The organism is Bacillus paramycoides (genome assembly GCF_001884235.1).
Taxonomy (GTDB): Bacteria; Bacillota; Bacilli; order Bacillales; family Bacillaceae_G; genus Bacillus_A; species Bacillus_A paramycoides.
In genome coordinates this window covers 139,823-155,536 of sequence record NZ_MAOI01000079.1, presented here as the reverse complement: position 1 = coordinate 155,536, position 15,714 = coordinate 139,823, and the positions used below count along the sequence as shown (strand labels likewise).

16 protein-coding genes and 1 pseudogene are annotated in these 15,714 nt (G+C 34.2%); 7 read left to right on the top strand and 10 right to left on the bottom strand.

Annotated elements, in window-relative coordinates; translation table 11 throughout:
• Nucleotides 1-9: 9 nt before the first annotated feature.
• Nucleotides 10-885, bottom strand: coding sequence for a LysR family transcriptional regulator (locus BAU28_RS16835; RefSeq protein WP_071719238.1), 876 nt, complete (start codon nt 883-885; stop codon nt 10-12).
• Between the two features lie 290 nt (nt 886-1,175).
• Here BAU28_RS16835 and BAU28_RS16830 point away from each other — a divergent pair, with 290 nt between their 5' ends.
• Nucleotides 1,176-2,483, top strand: a complete 1,308-nt coding sequence (locus BAU28_RS16830; RefSeq protein ID WP_071719237.1) for a purine/pyrimidine permease — start codon at nt 1,176-1,178, stop codon at nt 2,481-2,483.
• 28 nt (nt 2,484-2,511) lie between these two features.
• Nucleotides 2,512-2,973, top strand: coding sequence for a nucleoside deaminase (locus BAU28_RS16825; RefSeq protein WP_048371213.1), 462 nt, complete (start codon nt 2,512-2,514; stop codon nt 2,971-2,973).
• A 219-nt stretch (nt 2,974-3,192) separates the two neighbouring features.
• On the opposite strand, the pseudogene BAU28_RS31435 reads toward BAU28_RS16825, so the two are convergent.
• Together BAU28_RS31435 and BAU28_RS16820 are read right to left on the bottom strand one after the other, a co-directional pair.
• Nucleotides 3,193-3,420, bottom strand: a pseudogene (locus BAU28_RS31435) (GNAT family N-acetyltransferase); the annotation flags it as partial.
• Between the two features lie 51 nt (nt 3,421-3,471).
• Nucleotides 3,472-3,963, bottom strand: a complete 492-nt coding sequence (locus BAU28_RS16820; protein ID WP_071719236.1) for a nitroreductase — start codon at nt 3,961-3,963, stop codon at nt 3,472-3,474.
• Between the two features lie 261 nt (nt 3,964-4,224).
• Between BAU28_RS16820 and BAU28_RS16815 the strand changes: the two genes are divergently transcribed.
• Both BAU28_RS16815 and BAU28_RS16810 read left to right on the top strand, forming a co-directional pair.
• On the top strand, nt 4,225-4,605 hold the full coding sequence (locus BAU28_RS16815) for a VOC family protein (protein ID WP_071719235.1): 381 nt from the start codon (nt 4,225-4,227) through the stop codon (nt 4,603-4,605).
• A 52-nt stretch (nt 4,606-4,657) separates the two neighbouring features.
• Nucleotides 4,658-5,143, top strand: coding sequence for a GNAT family N-acetyltransferase (locus BAU28_RS16810; protein ID WP_071719234.1), 486 nt, complete (start codon nt 4,658-4,660; stop codon nt 5,141-5,143).
• Between the two features lie 337 nt (nt 5,144-5,480).
• On the opposite strand, the gene BAU28_RS16805 is transcribed toward BAU28_RS16810, so the two are convergent.
• A complete protein-coding gene (locus BAU28_RS16805; protein ID WP_002172441.1) occupies nt 5,481-6,038 on the bottom strand; it encodes a class I SAM-dependent methyltransferase in 558 nt (185 codons plus the stop codon).
• Between the two features lie 549 nt (nt 6,039-6,587).
• On the opposite strand from BAU28_RS16805, the gene BAU28_RS16800 reads away from it, so the two are divergent.
• Nucleotides 6,588-7,424 carry a COG4705 family protein gene (locus BAU28_RS16800; RefSeq protein ID WP_071719233.1) on the top strand — a complete coding sequence of 279 codons (837 nt, stop codon included), beginning with the start codon at nt 6,588-6,590 and terminating at the stop codon, nt 7,422-7,424.
• A 133-nt stretch (nt 7,425-7,557) separates the two neighbouring features.
• Here BAU28_RS16800 and BAU28_RS16795 read toward each other — a convergent pair whose 3' ends face one another.
• The 5 genes from BAU28_RS16795 to BAU28_RS16775 all read right to left on the bottom strand — a co-directional run bounded on the left by BAU28_RS16795 (nt 7,558) and on the right by BAU28_RS16775 (nt 12,038).
• On the bottom strand, nt 7,558-8,103 hold the full coding sequence (locus BAU28_RS16795) for an NADPH-dependent FMN reductase (protein WP_071719232.1): 546 nt from the start codon (nt 8,101-8,103) through the stop codon (nt 7,558-7,560).
• A gap of 118 nt (nt 8,104-8,221) precedes the next feature.
• Nucleotides 8,222-9,772 (bottom strand): MFS transporter, encoded by a 1,551-nt coding sequence (locus BAU28_RS16790; RefSeq protein ID WP_071719231.1) that lies wholly within the window; start codon nt 9,770-9,772, stop codon nt 8,222-8,224.
• Between the two features lie 11 nt (nt 9,773-9,783).
• Complete coding sequence (locus BAU28_RS16785; protein WP_071719230.1) at nt 9,784-10,368, bottom strand: TetR/AcrR family transcriptional regulator; 585 nt, start codon at nt 10,366-10,368, stop codon at nt 9,784-9,786.
• Between the two features lie 103 nt (nt 10,369-10,471).
• Nucleotides 10,472-11,470: a hypothetical protein gene (locus BAU28_RS16780; RefSeq protein WP_071719229.1), complete on the bottom strand. Its 999-nt coding sequence runs from the start codon at nt 11,468-11,470 to the stop codon at nt 10,472-10,474.
• Nucleotides 11,460-12,038 carry a sigma-70 family RNA polymerase sigma factor gene (locus tag BAU28_RS16775; protein WP_071719228.1) on the bottom strand — a complete coding sequence of 193 codons (579 nt, stop codon included), beginning with the start codon at nt 12,036-12,038 and terminating at the stop codon, nt 11,460-11,462. Before BAU28_RS16775 ends, BAU28_RS16780 begins: the two co-directional genes overlap by 11 nt.
• A 128-nt stretch (nt 12,039-12,166) precedes the next feature.
• Here BAU28_RS16775 and BAU28_RS16770 point away from each other — a divergent pair, with 128 nt between their 5' ends.
• On the top strand, nt 12,167-12,649 hold the full coding sequence (locus tag BAU28_RS16770) for a hypothetical protein (protein ID WP_071719227.1): 483 nt from the start codon (nt 12,167-12,169) through the stop codon (nt 12,647-12,649).
• 79 nt (nt 12,650-12,728) lie between these two features.
• Here BAU28_RS16770 and BAU28_RS16765 read toward each other — a convergent pair whose 3' ends face one another.
• Nucleotides 12,729-13,775, bottom strand: coding sequence for a DUF2332 domain-containing protein (locus BAU28_RS16765; protein ID WP_071719226.1), 1,047 nt, complete (start codon nt 13,773-13,775; stop codon nt 12,729-12,731).
• A 430-nt stretch (nt 13,776-14,205) separates the two neighbouring features.
• Here BAU28_RS16765 and BAU28_RS16760 point away from each other — a divergent pair, with 430 nt between their 5' ends.
• Complete coding sequence (locus tag BAU28_RS16760; RefSeq protein ID WP_071719225.1) at nt 14,206-15,708, top strand: malate:quinone oxidoreductase; 1,503 nt, start codon at nt 14,206-14,208, stop codon at nt 15,706-15,708.
• The last annotated feature ends 6 nt before the right edge of the window (nt 15,709-15,714 follow it).

The following is a 15,714-nucleotide window of genomic DNA, read 5'->3' as shown; positions in this document are numbered from 1 at the left end:
CGTGTTTTGCTAGATGTTCATCCTTAACAGTTTTATAAAGTTTTGAGCGTTTTTTGATAGGTAATGATTCTTCAGCCATATTAAGCTCGCGGATGCAGATAGCTCTGCATCTGTAATTTTGAAAGCCTGGATATTGTAGTTTTTGTATTGCTTAATTACAGTTTCTGGTACAATAGCTTCTCCAAAATTACCTGCGACTAACTCTAATAAAAGTGAGATGTCAGAGCATTCGGCAATAATATTCGGATGTAGTTGCGCTTTTGAAAATGCCTCTAAAATCATATAATAAACTCCCAATCCTTCTGTACTCGGTATTATTAGAGGGCAGTTTTGAATTTCAGCAAGCGTAACTTGATGATTAAAAGGGTGCTTTTTATTTGAAGTAATAAAGTAAAAAGGTTCTGTATAAAGATGGATAGTTGAAAAATCATCTAACTCGAGCGGTAATCGTATAATCGCCAGCTCTACAATCCTGTCTCTCACTAATTGACAAAGATGAGATGACTCATTTTGATGAACTTTATATGTAACCTTAGGATATTTTTTGTGAAATTGGTTAAGTAATTCAGGTAATCCGTCTACTGAAAAAGTATTGATACCTATCGTTAGTCTTCCGCTTACCCCGTTTCCGACCTCCTTTACTTCCATTTTGGCTTCTTCCATTAAATGAGTCATTTGTAGTGCATATTTATATAAGGCTTTTCCTGCTTCCGTCACTTCTAAAAATTTCCCAGTTCTCTCTATTAATTTCGTTCCTAATTCCTCTTCCATTGCTTTTAGATGCTGGCTTAGCGGCGGCTGGGAGATATGAAGTCTTTCAGCAGCAGCAGAAATTTTTCTTTCTTCTACAATTGCTATGAAATATCGCAGTTGTCTAATATCCATAAATGGAAAAAACCCCCTCATCATATGAAAACCTTTAGTAAAATTAATTTTTTTTATATTTTTCATATACCAAATTCTAAGATATCATAATTTTAGATGAAAAGAAATTTCCCGTAGTAGCCTTAAAAAACGATGCACTTTTAAGCAAAAAAATTTACAGAGGTTAGTTAGGGCATCTAGATAGATTAATAAAAGCTTTTCTCGCGGGAAATCTTCATTTTCAAGTCAATTAGAACTAATTTCTATTGGTACTTGGAAAAAATAAATATTTTATATGAAGGTGAAACAATATGGAGAAACAACGTTTTTACAGCGCATTAAGCATCTTTCAATGGTTCTTTTTCCTGCTGGCCACTTCTGTTGCATTGCCAATCGTAATCGGAGGCGTATTTCATTTATCAATCGAGGAAATATCCAATTTGATGCAACGAACTTTTTTTGTGGTGGGCATTAGCTCTTTTATACAAGGATGTTTCGGACATCGCTATCCGATCGCTGACGGACCTGCAGGTTCATGGGTCAGTGTATTTGTCATCTTAGCGGGTATGGCGACCCAGCAGGGAGAAAGCATGAAAGAAACATTACAACTTTTAGAAGGTGGTTTGCTAGTTACAGGGTTTTTACTAGTTATTCTTGGCATAACCGGCCTGGTTAATCGGCTGTTGTTTTTGTTTACTCCTTTAGTTACTGGTTCTTTTCTTTTGATTCTGAGTCTTCAACTTAGTGGTGTTTTTTTAGAGGGAATGCTCGGTATACAAGGACAATCCAACCTAGATTATCAAACAGCAGCGATTTCATTTGGCGTATTTGTTCTAGTAATAGTGCTATCAATTAAAGGAAAAGGATGGATGAAAAGTTACTCCGTACTGTTAGGGATTTTATTTGGATGGTTACTATATTTCTTATTAGGAAAAAGCTCCAACACGATTTCCACACCAGATTCCTTTATTAAATTACCAGACATTTTTGCTTGGGGGACTCCGCAGTTAAATGCTGGAATGGTTATAACCTCAATTATATTTACGTTTATTTTAGTCTCTAATACGATAGCGGCCGTTACGGCTGTTAAACAAGTGGTTCCAGAATCAGGAGAATCCGAAAAACAAATCATTAATCGCGCCAGTTGGGCAGGCGGTATTACACATGTTATATCAGCTCTTTTTTCGACAATTGGAATTGTACCATTGCCAGTATCGGCGGGTTTTATCCGATTAACCGAGCAAAAACGAATAATGCCTTTCCTAGTAGCAAGTTTAGCCTTAGCAGGTATAGCCGTTGTTCCGTCAGTCGTCGACTTCTTAGCTACGCTTCCTGGCCCTGTCGCTTGTGCCGCAAGTTTAGCATCCTTTGTCCAAATGATTGGGATCTCGTTTCAATCCCTTTTGAAAGACGAATTAGATCAACGTCGGCTAACTATATTAGGAATCACATTGCTAATCGGTATTGGATTAATGTTTCTGCCTAAAGCAATATTTAATGGTCTGCCTACTATTTTTCAATATATTTTAAGCAATGGTCTCATTGTTGGGACAATCATCGTAATTGTGCTAGAACAACTATGGAAAACAAAAAACATGAGTGAAAAAAATCATATTTAAAATTTAATTTTTAAAGGGGTGTTTTTTAATGAATCACGAAAAATTCATGAAATTGGCAATTGATTTAGCTTACGAAAATACCAAAAACAAAAAAGGAAAACCATTTGGTGCAGTGCTTGTTAAAGATGGTGAGATTGTTGCGAAGGGAGTAAATGATGTTCTTAAAACACATGATCCCACTGCGCATGCTGAACTTCTAGCTATCCGTCAGGCTTGTCGCATTCTTGGTACATCTGATCTTTCCGACTGCATACTATATGCAAGTGGAGAGCCCTGCCCGATGTGTTTAAGTGCCATTTACTGGGCGAATCTTCAACATGTTTATTATTCTTATACTGCACAAGAGGAAGAAGAAATTGGATTAGGAACAAAATACGTTTATCAGCAAATAGCTCTTCCAAAGGAACAACGCGACATAAAATTATTAAAACTCGATAAAAATCATCACGAAAAGAATCCTTTTGCACTTTGGAAAGAAAAGAATAAATAAATTTTATATGTAACAGAATGTGTTTTCTAAGAGAGAACACCACAGAATATAAAAACATCCACTCCTCAAATAAAAAGAGTGGATGTCACTTTTACATAAAGTCACGGTGTTTATAAAAAAGACGCTATGTTGTGCCCTTTAGATTTGTTTATCTAAGGGGCTGTTTTATAGTGAAAAGAGATCCCAATTCTTTTTCACTATCATAACTTCTACGATCTAGTTATGTGAGAGCGCTATGTAAATCATTTAATTAGGATTATTTATATATTCATTTTACGCTAGTTCTTCATCTTCTTCGTATTGATCTTCTAAATAACTTTTTTCATAGCTAGACACTTCTTCGACTGTATATTCCATTTTGTTATTTATTTTTGAAACAGAAAGAACTAACCGAGCATTTACTGTAAAACTATCATCTATTTCTAATTCTCTAATCAAAAAGCTAATTATTTTCTCTTTTAAGTATAGTATTTACGTTTCCTCCCCCTCTTCCTTATACTAAATAGTTGTCGCAATTCCTGCCAAAAATAAACTTACAATTGCTAAAAATGGCGTTCCGGCTATTGCACATCTTAAGTGAAACATATAGTCTTTATACCCTTTCATTCCTTCTGTACTAGGAATAACAACAAACCTTGGAGTAATCCAGCAAAATATAAGCCAATCGATTATTAATAAATCTACTAAATTGAAAATCATTACAATCTCGAAAGTATGTAAATAGGCCTCAATATACAATAATTTTTCATGGTGATGTAGTATATGTGTAGAAATTACAGGTGTTCCGAAGAGAATAATATTGTAAATAATTCCGAAATAAAACGTTTGTTGTTTTTCATTTATCGATTTTGGCAAAACTACTTTTTGAATATCTTTTGGATAATCATTTAACCAAAGGCGAGGATTATAATATGTAGACCCTAATATCATAATAGACAGTATAAAAGACAAAGAAATGCCGACAATTATCATTTGTTCAATTTGCCCCACAAATGTCCCTCCTTATTTGCAATTTTCACGTACGTAATTCACTTAATTAGACATTGTATGCATGTTATGGCCTAAAAATTATCTAATACCATTATTAAAACTTTTTCGTTACAATTTGATTTTTCCTAACGTCCATTCTTATTTCTTGCAATATGATTGCAAATTTAATAAAGTGAACATCTAATTATTGTTGTTCACCTTCGCTAATTATTTCAGAGTACATATTTTTTAATTTACATAAAGAAAGGATTGGTGAAACGAATGAAAATCGAACATATTGCAATTTGGGTAAATGATTTAGAAATGATGCGTAATTTTTATACGAAGTATTTCAACGGCAAACCAAACTCTTTATATCATAATGAAGCAAAACAATTTGAATCATATTTTATTACGTTCGCATCCGGAGCGCGCCTTGAAATTATGCGTAAGAAAGGTATAGAAAACGAGCCTAATCTTAATATAACTGGCTATGCACATATAGCTTTCTCTGTTGGAAGTGAAGAACGTGTAAATGAACTAACAAAAACGTTAAAAGAAGCTGGTTATCCTTTATTAAATGGACCACGTTTCACTGGAGATGGCTATTACGAAAGTGTAATAAGCGACCCGGAAGGCAATCAAATAGAGATCACCATTTAACTATTGTTTATCTTTTCTGAAGAACAAATAAAAATTCGTTTGGAGGAATCATATGCATAAACTACATTTCAAAAAATTTGAAGCAACAGATTTTAATCAATACTTCCAGCTCGTATCAAATGAAAGCGTGATGGCACAAATTACAGAGCGTGCTATTCCGTTAGAAGAAGCGCAAAACGACTATGAAAAATTGTTAAGGCGCAATCAAAAACATAAACTGTTTGGGTCTTATAAAGTTTATGACAGTGCAACAAATGAATTTATCGGCCTTGGACATGTAACAGTGAATGAGGATAATTTAAAAGAAGCTGAACTTGGTTATATGATATTGCCAGAACACTGGGGAAAAAGATATGGTAGTTGTATTGCAAGAGAATTAATTGAAATAGCGAAGCAGACAGAAGTGAACGTACTAAAAGCAATTATCGATCCAAACAATATCCCCTCTCGAAAAATATTAATAAACGTTGGTTTTACATCAGATATAGTTTGTGAGATTGATGGATTACCTGGGGAGATTTTAAATAAATATATTTAACTTTATTTAGTCAATACTGCATTTGAGATTCATGTAGTATTGACTTTTATTTATTATTTCGATTCATTGATAGGTCCGAAAACCTCATTCTAGGAATAATCACCCTAATGCAAATTCGAACATATCAATATTCGCCACTTAGGATCAAGAAGAAGGTGCTGCCGCAAAGTATTCCACCCTTTTAATAGTCCAAAATGAAAGTTATAGTTTATATTTCTGGCAAAAAAATGAACGATTCTTTCTGTAATTTTCACAGGAAAAATCGTTCATTTTTTATGTTGGAAATAATTCATTTCTTTTGCGTAATAGTGATTTAGTTTCGCACCTTCCCATCACCTTACATAAAGCAAGTGAACACGAAAGCCGGTGGAATATTCCAGTTTATTTTCTTCACCTCAATATTTGCAAAAAAAGAACGGAAAAATTGTTGTTTAAAGCGTGTATATTGGAAAGTAATAAATTTTCCTTCTTCCCTTAATACTTCTTTTGTTACCTGTAATATCTTTGTAGAAGTATCAAGGGATAAACTGGTAAATGGCAATCCTGAAATAATATAATCCACTTGGTTAATTTTATATTTCTGAACGTACTTTTCCGTATATTCGGCAGAGTCATGAATAATGTACACATTTTCCATGTGTGAATATCGCTCATGAAGTATACGGTAAAACCGTGCGTTATTCTCAATGATTAACAATACTGTTTCATTATGTTTATGTTGAATGAGCTGTTCCGTAAACACTCCAGTTCCTGGTCCATACTCAATAATGCATTTTGCTTGTTCAAAATTTATAGGGGCTACCATTTGTTTGGCAAGTTGCTTAGAACTTGACAATACTGCTCCTACAGTTCTTGGGTGTTTTATATATTCACTTAAAAAACGTAGTACATGCATAGTCTTCTTCCTCTTTCCTTGTAGGATACAAGGTATACTCTACTAAAAAAACATTAAAATATGATGAGAAATACATAAGATATTCTTAATGTCCCCCTAAATACAAAAGACACTTAAACGATTAGTCACCAACTTGTTGTTTGTAAAACAAAAATACATAGTATTACAAACAACAAGTCACACATGCTTTAACATGGAGAAACAAGTATAATAGCACCAAATGCTTGTTATTATGACGTTCTTGGCATGTGAGTCATGCTTGTAGAGACTCCATGTCAAACTAATATTGCTCGGCACTTTTATTTTGCAGAAAACGACCAACTTAGGATATCAAATGAAGAGTGTCAATTTTGCTGTATTTTCTATTCTATTCCGCAATCAAAGAAAGGATATAGTTTTTTAACTGTATTTGTTAAATAAAAAAGACACTTTAGAAATTTCTTTTTTTCATCTTTTTTTAATGTTTTTTTCATCCTAATTTCATCTGAATCTCATTCTTATTAGTTACACTCTGTTTATACATAAATAACTAGTAAGGAGGAATCAAACATGAAATATTATGAGAAGGATCAGGATAAGAATAGAGAAAATCCATCTATTTCTAATGAAGTCGCTCCCGTTGCATCACGAGGCTGGCAGATGCTGAACAAGGTTCCAGAAGTTACGATTTTCTTCTGGATTATCAAAATCATGGCAACTACAGTGGGCGAAACAGGCGCAGACTTCTTAAATACAAACTTGAACTTTGGCTTAACTAAAACGACCTTTGTTATGAGTGCTCTCTTGTTCATCACACTAGTATTCCAGTTCAGATTGAAGAAGTATGTTCCAGGGATTTACTGGCTCACTGTCTTGCTGATTAGTGTTGTTGGTACGCTGGTCACCGACAATCTTACGGACAACTTCGGGGTCGCTCTTGAGACGACCACCATCGTTTTCACCATTGTCTTACTGGCAACTTTTGCTGCTTGGTATGTGAGTGAGAAGACACTGTCCATTCACTCTATTTACACAACAAAGCGAGAAGCATTCTACTGGCTGGCTATCCTGTTCACCTTCGCCTTAGGTACTGCAGCTGGTGATCTCGTAGCAGAGAGTCTCAACTTAGGTTACTGGATTTCAGCGCTCATATTTGCCGCATTAATTGGGGCTGTAACCGTCGCTTACTACCGCTTCAAATTAAATGCAGTGTTGGCCTTTTGGATTGCTTATATATTAACTCGTCCTTTTGGCGCCTCTTTTGGCGACTATCTATCACAGCCTCACGATGCTGGTGGTCTTGGTCTCGGTACCGTGGGAACAAGCGTAATTTTCCTCGCAACAATCTTGAGCTTAGTTATTTATTTGACCAAGACGAAAAAAGACGTGAACCCGAGCATAAATTAATATATTTTATCTAAACCTTAAAATAGGTGACATGATTTCCTAATCATTAGTACAAAATTTCAGCCAAAAGAAAATGAAAAGGCAATACTACGTTTAAACTAACGGTAGTATTGCCTTTATATAAAACAAATCATTATTCCCTTATTTCGTCTACTATACTTTGGATTAAAGAAATAAGAGCTTGCTTTGTATCCTCATCTGTAACTTTTGCATCATCACTAAATTTAGTACGCACAGATGGGATTAATACCGAACCATTTTGAACGACAACTGTATCAATCATACCCAGTGTAAGTAACAAAGATTCATGGGCTTTATCCCCTCCCGTAATTGACGGTGAAGCTGTTATGATAGCCACTGGTTTTTTATATAGTTCCGCTGATGAAACAAGCCATTCTAATGCATTTTTTAAAACTCCTGGTATGCCTTTTGCGTACTCTGGTGTACAAATAATAAGTGCATGTGATTCACTTAATGTCTTTCGAAACTCTTCAACAACAACCGGTGCTCCCACTCTATCTATATCCGGATTGAAATGAGGAAGTTTCTCTATTCCTTTATAAATGGTGTAATCTACTCCATCTGGAATAAATGCTGCTAAAGCTTTTAATACGTTTGTGTTGGATGATCTTTCTCTAATACTGCCTGAAATCGCTATGATTTTTTTGTGTTTACTCATATGATCCCCTCCTACGAATACTATATTTTTGTAACCAAAGAAAAATCAAAAATATTGAACTATTTAGTTAGGTGTACATACTCTAATTTTGTTTACATAATAATATTATGCAATAAAACTAACCTATTAACGAAATTGTACCTTTTTTCCTACTTACATACATACCAACTACATTACAAATGAGCGCTAAAGTAAAAATAACTGAACCCATTAAAAATGTTTTATCAAAACTATATACAATTCCTTGTTTATATTGTTGCTTCATTTTCTCGTAAAGCTTATTCGCCTCTTCAGACTTTAACATGCTGTTTTGATTTTTATCAATTCCTTTCATCGCTTGCAACACTTGTTCTCTTTCTATATTTGTTAAATTACTTTTTTCAATCACAGTTATTACTTCCCTATCTACTTTTTCTTTTTCAACTAACAATTGATGATTCAAAAACATGACCAGTATTGCTACCCCTACAATACTTCCGACCGTTCTAGAGATATTACATACACTTGAAGCAACACCTGATTTTTCACCCGGCACACTTAAAACCGCAATTGTTGTATACGGTGCTAAAGTGCAACCTGTTCCAATTCCAACGATCACTAATCGCCATATATAATCCCATGTAGTAAAGTTTGAATCTATCTGACTAAATAAATACGAAGTTATGATAAAAGCAATCATCCCTATACTACCTATTAATACACTACCTCGTTTTGCTGCGATTGGTGTTACTACTCCAGTAACAATCATTGAAACAATGGCTAAAGTGCTAATAATTAAACCTGACTGTAGTTCAGACATTCCTTCTACTTGAACAAAATAAAAAGCAAGTATAAATAAAAAATTCATTAACCCCATCCCAACGAAAAATAAGGAAAGGTTTGAAATTGAAAACTCTTTATATGAAAACAACTTTAAAGGTAACATTGGATTATTACTTTTCTTTTCGATAATGAAAAATAATATAAAACTTATTAATGAAAGCATAAAAAGAAGAATTAAGCTTATCGTGCTTAAATGATTTGTATTTACTTGTATGAGTGCATATACAAGTAAGCATAGTGCAGATGCAGAAGTAATCATACCCGCCCAATCTATTTTAGAGCTTGCAGTATGATCATACGATTCTTTAATACAAAGAATCACGAAGATTAAAGATAATATACCAACTGGGACATTAATAAAAAACACCCAGCTCCAATTCAATTTATCAGTTAAAACACCACCAAGTGAAGGCCCAATTGCCGCTGCTAATCCTCCGAAAGCTCCCATAATACCACCTATCATACCTTGTTTCTCTTTCGGTACTAACTTAAGCCCAAGAGGCATAGCAACTGGTACGATTATTGCTGCTGAGATTCCCTGTATTATCCTAAAAGCTACTAATGTATGAAAAGAAGTGGCAATACCACACATAAGCGAACTAATAGAAAACCCTAATAAACCGATAATATACAGCTTCTTGCGACCAAACTGGTCCGCAAGACGTGCTGCAATTAATAAACACGATACAAAGGCAACATTATAACTATTAGCAATCCAAGAAATGGTATCAATTGACGTATGAAATGTCTTTGTCATTTCTGGTAATGCGATATTCACAATGTTTGAATCTAAAATTGCCATAAAAAAACCTGCAATTAATGCAATTAATGCAAATGTATTCCGCAATTCCCCCACCCCTATTCGTTTTCTTTATTTAAAATCCCATTCATAAATAAATTTACACAAGTCTCTATATACTCTTCTAACTGAATTTCTTCTTCCGCTATACTAACATTCATAATGTATAAAAACAGTTGTCCGTAAAACATATTCGCTATTAAACGGTAGTTACAAGAAGAAATATGCCCCTTCTCTCCAAGCTGCTTTAAATAGGTTTCTAAATGATTCACTAAATGTGAATTTAACTCATGTAGTAATGTTTTCATTTCACTATTTTGTCTTGATTCTATTAACGCAGCCCAAATATAATTTAGCTTTGGCAAATTGATTTGAATATATGTTTCTGCCACTTTCGTAAGGTCCTTATGTAAATCACCAGTAAATTGCTCTTCTATTTCCTCTAATAAAGCAACTGGTGTTGTTCGTAAAATAATACTTTCTCTAAATAAATTTTCCTTATTTTTAAAATTACGAAATATAGTTAACTCGCTTACCCCCGCTTTTTCTGCCACTTCACGAATTGTTGTCGCTGTATACCCCTTTTCACCAAATAATAAAGTAGCAGCTTCCATAACTTTTTCTCGCGCTGTTAATTTCCCCATCTTTATTCCTCCATCCAATATGTAAGTAAGTGATTACTAACATATTATCATAAAAGAAAAATGAAAGTAACTACTTACTTTCATTTTTCTGAAATTTCATTATCTATTCAACAACCGAAAGTAAAACTTTCTCAAGCTCTTTTTTAGATAGCATACTATCGTTTATATACACTTGATATGCATTTCTTCCTTCTTTTGCAGGTACCACTATTTTCATAGCCCTTACATGTGACACTTTATGCTCTCCAAATGTAACATCATACCCATTTAGTTTATATTTCTTTATATCTCCAGAAAAATTAGGTCCTCTTTCAGAGGGATTATCAAATGGTCTGTCAATAAAATAATCTTTATATTCTCCCTCAATGATTTCTAAAAGATGAATTGTAAAACCTAATTCTGCATCTGAAGTATGTGGCTGTTTTTTTACATTACGATTTTCATATCTCATCGTAATAAGCGGCATAGGTTTTCCTAATGTCGCTTCGGCTTTTACCTCTTCAAATACTAGTTGATGTCCAACTGGAATATATGTAGGATGCTTAATCGGAAAACCAGTTATTTTTTCAGCTTGTTCAAATGTATAGGTAAAATGTTGATTTATTCTTTCTTCATATGTATTTAATTGTTCCATTACCTCTTTATCTCTTTTTTCTTCATCAGCATTTAGACGATCGGTAGCTGTATATTGTCTTTTTCCATTCTCTACGACACTTACTTTCTTATAAAAATGGTACGATTCCTGTAATAAAGCAACATACTTTTCAAAGTCCTCTTCTGTAAATATACTTTTAGCAATTTCTATACGTTCCATTACCCCATTATAACCATCCTCAGTCATTCCCATATCTTGCCTTGCTTCTTCTGGTGTCCCAACAATTTTATCCATTAATGTTGTACCTGCAAAAGTACCGGTTGGTATTAGAATCGCCGCAGCTACAAAGCCCAGTAATAACTTTTTCTTCATAGATGTTTTCCCTCTCTTTTTCAATTGCTGGTATTTATGAAAAGAGGCTTGTACTTTATCTTCTAGATTAGGAGACGGCTCTAAATTCTCTGCTTTTCTTTTCAATTCATTCGTTACATATTGTTCAAAATCCATTTATTTCTCCCTCCCTAAAGGTTGGCATATGCTCCATTTCAGTTCTTAATCGTTTTAGCGCTGTATGTAATCGAGATTTCACTGTACCAACTGGGGTTTGAAGAAGCATAGAAATTTCATCCAAGCTATATTCATGGAAGTAACGCATAATAACTACTTCACGATGCTTATAAGATAAATTTTGTACAACTTCTACTAATTCACTTCTTGTTTCCTTATGTAAAATAGCTTCATCCATTATGTAAGACCGATCTTGTTCATACATTTTCTTCTTTTCAAAGATTCGAAATCGTCGCCACGATTTACGACGCCAATCCTGTACTTGTTTGACAACTAGTCCATGTAACCAAAAACGAAATGAACGATTCATATCATAATTTGTTACGGACTTCCACATTTTGATGTACACCTCATTAACTATATCGTCTACATCTTGGTTTTGACTCCCTACTAAAAATACTACTGTTCTATAAATATCTTTACATGTGTACTCATAAATAAACTGAAAGGCTTCTTGGTCCCCGGACTCCATTTTATATAGCCATTCTTTTAATACTACTTCATCCAAAATTACGTTCCCCTCTCATGATCTTTCACACTATATTCGTCCGTTTCTCACAGTAGGTTCATTTTACACAAAATTTTATTTATTACAATAAAAAAATAATATATATTACAGAAAGGAGGATTCGTATAATGAGCAAAGAAGACAAACTTTATGCAGAAAAGGTATTAAAACATCTCTTCATAGGAGCACAAGTTGATGGGGTTCAATTTGGTATTTCTTCAGCAACTATAAAGATTCATTTTACAGATTTTGAGGCTGCAGTTGATTATGATGGGCAATTACATGTCAACATTGAATCGAAATGGTGTTTATTTAATACTCCACCTGAAAAATATCCATCTAATGAGGATGAATTTGACGATTATTCCGAGGAAGAAGAATATAAGAGAATATTTGAAATGAGAAGACAAAAAGTTACAGACATACAACTAGGTAAGGAAACTCCGCATTTAATTATTACATTTGAAAACGAGCAAATCATGTTTATAAATGGTTTTCACAACTATTATGAATGTTGGCAAGCTGGGGTCCAATGTGAGGATTGGCTTGTAGTTGCTGCACCTGGGAATGAAATCGCTACTTGGACTCCTGATGAGTTTAATGAAAAATAAAAATAGCTGATGGAGTGTCTTCCATCAGCCATTTTTATTACGAATATTGGTGATGAAGCCCATGACTATTAGGTTTGCTTTAGCAAAAAGTTCTATCCCCAAGCCTCCAACTAAACCATCTTCCATGCCCTTCTGTTTCCCCAACCGTTTCACAATATTCGTTTCCGTTAATATAATAATCAATATGAAGGTTCCGGTCCCACATGTTGTTATATAGGTGGAATACATCACGATTTGCACCGATTTCTTTAATTTGTTTTTCTAGCGTATGTTTGACATTGTCAGGTATTTGGTTTGCTACATGTGTATGGAAAATACAAATCACCGCATCTTCCCTTATTTGATCTGCAATGGATGGGAGAAGCGCTACACCGTCTCCTTCAATTAATTGTACTGATTTTTCTTTTACAAGCGCTGCTGCTTGATCGAATAGTTCAAGTCTTTCTTTATGTTCTGGCCAAATAAGCGCGCGTAACCATAAATAATCTTCATCATCATTTAAATCGTTCACATGTAAATCTAGTCCGATTCTTTCTACGACAGGTGGACTTTGTTTTAAAAAGGATGGCTTCTTATCCCCTTTTATTTCTGATTGTAAATGAACATTAGACTGTGTGTTTCCAAATACTTCTTCCGTTCCATATGAATAACGATATTGATCCCAAAACAGTTGTAATCCAGAACTTGTACCAATTTCAATTAACGCTAACGGTTTGTTCACTTTATTAAATATGTAACAGAAAATTGGATACAAATAGGCACATCGTCTTACTTCATTCGTTTGAACGAGTTTCGTTTGTAATAAAGTAATTATTTCTTCTCGATATACAAGGCAAAAATCTTTAAATTGGTGAAAGGCATTTTCAAAATTGGTATCAGCATCTTCAACTAAACTATAATAATACCTTTTTAAACTGTGTTCTATTCCTTTTAACAATAAATAATGGACTGCACCTAATAATAAGTTTGGGGTTGGTTGACCGGGTTGTGCGTAGGAAGCTAACGTAAGAACTTCCTCATCTTCAGAAATTTTTATTGATAAATACTCGTATAAATCACTTGATCCTTTACATTCATTCACAGAAAAATTTCGAAATAAGTTTGCGATTTGTTCTTTTGTAAGCATTGGTATCCCTCCTGCTTTATTTTCAGAATAATCTTACCAATTATTTGTTATTTATTCTATTTCTTCAAATTAGATATCACAAACACAGATTCTTACAAATTTCCAAAGATAAAACATAAAAATAAAAGTATTAGTAAATTTTTTTAAGATAACATCAAACTGGAATTCTTCTCCAAATTCCGCTTTACTACAATGCTTTTTACCCTTATGACAGAAGAATTCTATGAAATAAAACGTTAAATAGTTTAAAATTATCAGATAACACTAGATATTTTAGTCTATTAATTATTATAATAGACTATGAGATGGTTATATAATTGAGACAAAAAAGATAGATTCCTAGGTGGGGCCTAGGCGGTGTTTACTTTTTACGGCTTAGAAATAAAAACACCTTTTCTTTTTTGCCAATATAGGGGATGGAGAGATTATCATGAGCAACATGCAGCAAAAAACAGACGTTATCTTAATTGGCGCTGGAATTATGAGCGCAACGTTAGGATCATTACTGAAAGAATTGGCACCTGAATGGGAAATTAAAGTATTTGAAAAACTCGCAAATGCCGGAGAAGAAAGTTCTAACGAATGGAATAATGCCGGTACAGGACATTCTGCGCTATGTGAGCTTAACTATACATCCGAAAAATCTGACGGATCTATAGATATTGGTAAAGCTGTCAAAGTAAATGAGCAATTTCAACTTTCAAGACAATTTTGGGCGTATCTTGTAAAGAGAAACCTAATTCGTAATCCACAAGATTTTATTATGCCACTGCCTCATATGAGTTTAGTGCAAGGTGAAAAAAATGTAGAGTTTCTAAAAAACCGTTTTGAAGCGCTTTCAAAAAATCCTTTATTCGAAGGAATGGAATTTTCTGATGCACCTGATACATTAAAAAAATGGCTTCCACTCATTATGGAAGGCCGTAACTCTAATGAACCAATGGCTGCAACGAAGATTGATTCTGGAACAGATGTTAATTTCGGTGCGTTAACGCGCATGTTGTTTGATTACTTAAAAACTAAAAATGTCGAGCTAAACTACAAACATAGTGTCGAAAATATTAAACGCACGAAGAACGGTTTGTGGGAAGTAAAAGTTCACGATATGAATAGTGGCAAAATCGAACATCATACTGCGAAATTTGTCTTTATCGGCGGCGGTGGCGGTAGTCTACCTCTACTTCAAAAGACTGGTATTCCTGAGTCAAAACATATTGGAGGATTCCCAGTAAGTGGACTATTTATGGTATGTAAAAACCAAAAAGTTGTAGAGCAGCATCATGCAAAAGTATACGGAAAAGCTAAAGTTGGTGCTCCACCAATGTCTGTACCTCACCTTGATACAAGATATATAGACAACAAAAAAGCTTTACTGTTTGGACCATTTGCAGGCTTCTCACCTAAATTCTTAAAAACAGGTTCAAATCTTGATTTAATCGGCTCTGTAAAACCGAATAACGTCTTAACGATGTTAGCAGCAGGTGTAAAAGAGATGGGATTAACAAAATACTTAATTCAACAAGTTATGTTATCACACGAAAAACGTATGGAAGAATTACGTGAGTTTATTCCGAACGCGAAAAGTGAAGATTGGGATATTGTAGTTGCTGGACAACGTGTGCAAGTAATTAAAGATACTGATGCTGGTGGTAAAGGAACACTTCAATTTGGTACAGAAGTTGTTAGTGCATCTGACGGATCAATCGCTGCGTTACTTGGTGCTTCTCCAGGTGCTTCTACTGCTGTTCACGTTATGCTTGAAGTATTAGAAAAATGCTTCCCAGAACGTATAGTAGCATGGGAGCCAAAGATAAGAGAAATGATCCCTTCTTATGGCATGTCACTAACGGAAAATCCAAGACTGTTCCAGGAACTTCACGCTTCAACAGGACGCACACTTGGGTTAAATGAAAAAGAAGCTGTGCATAATTAATGAATA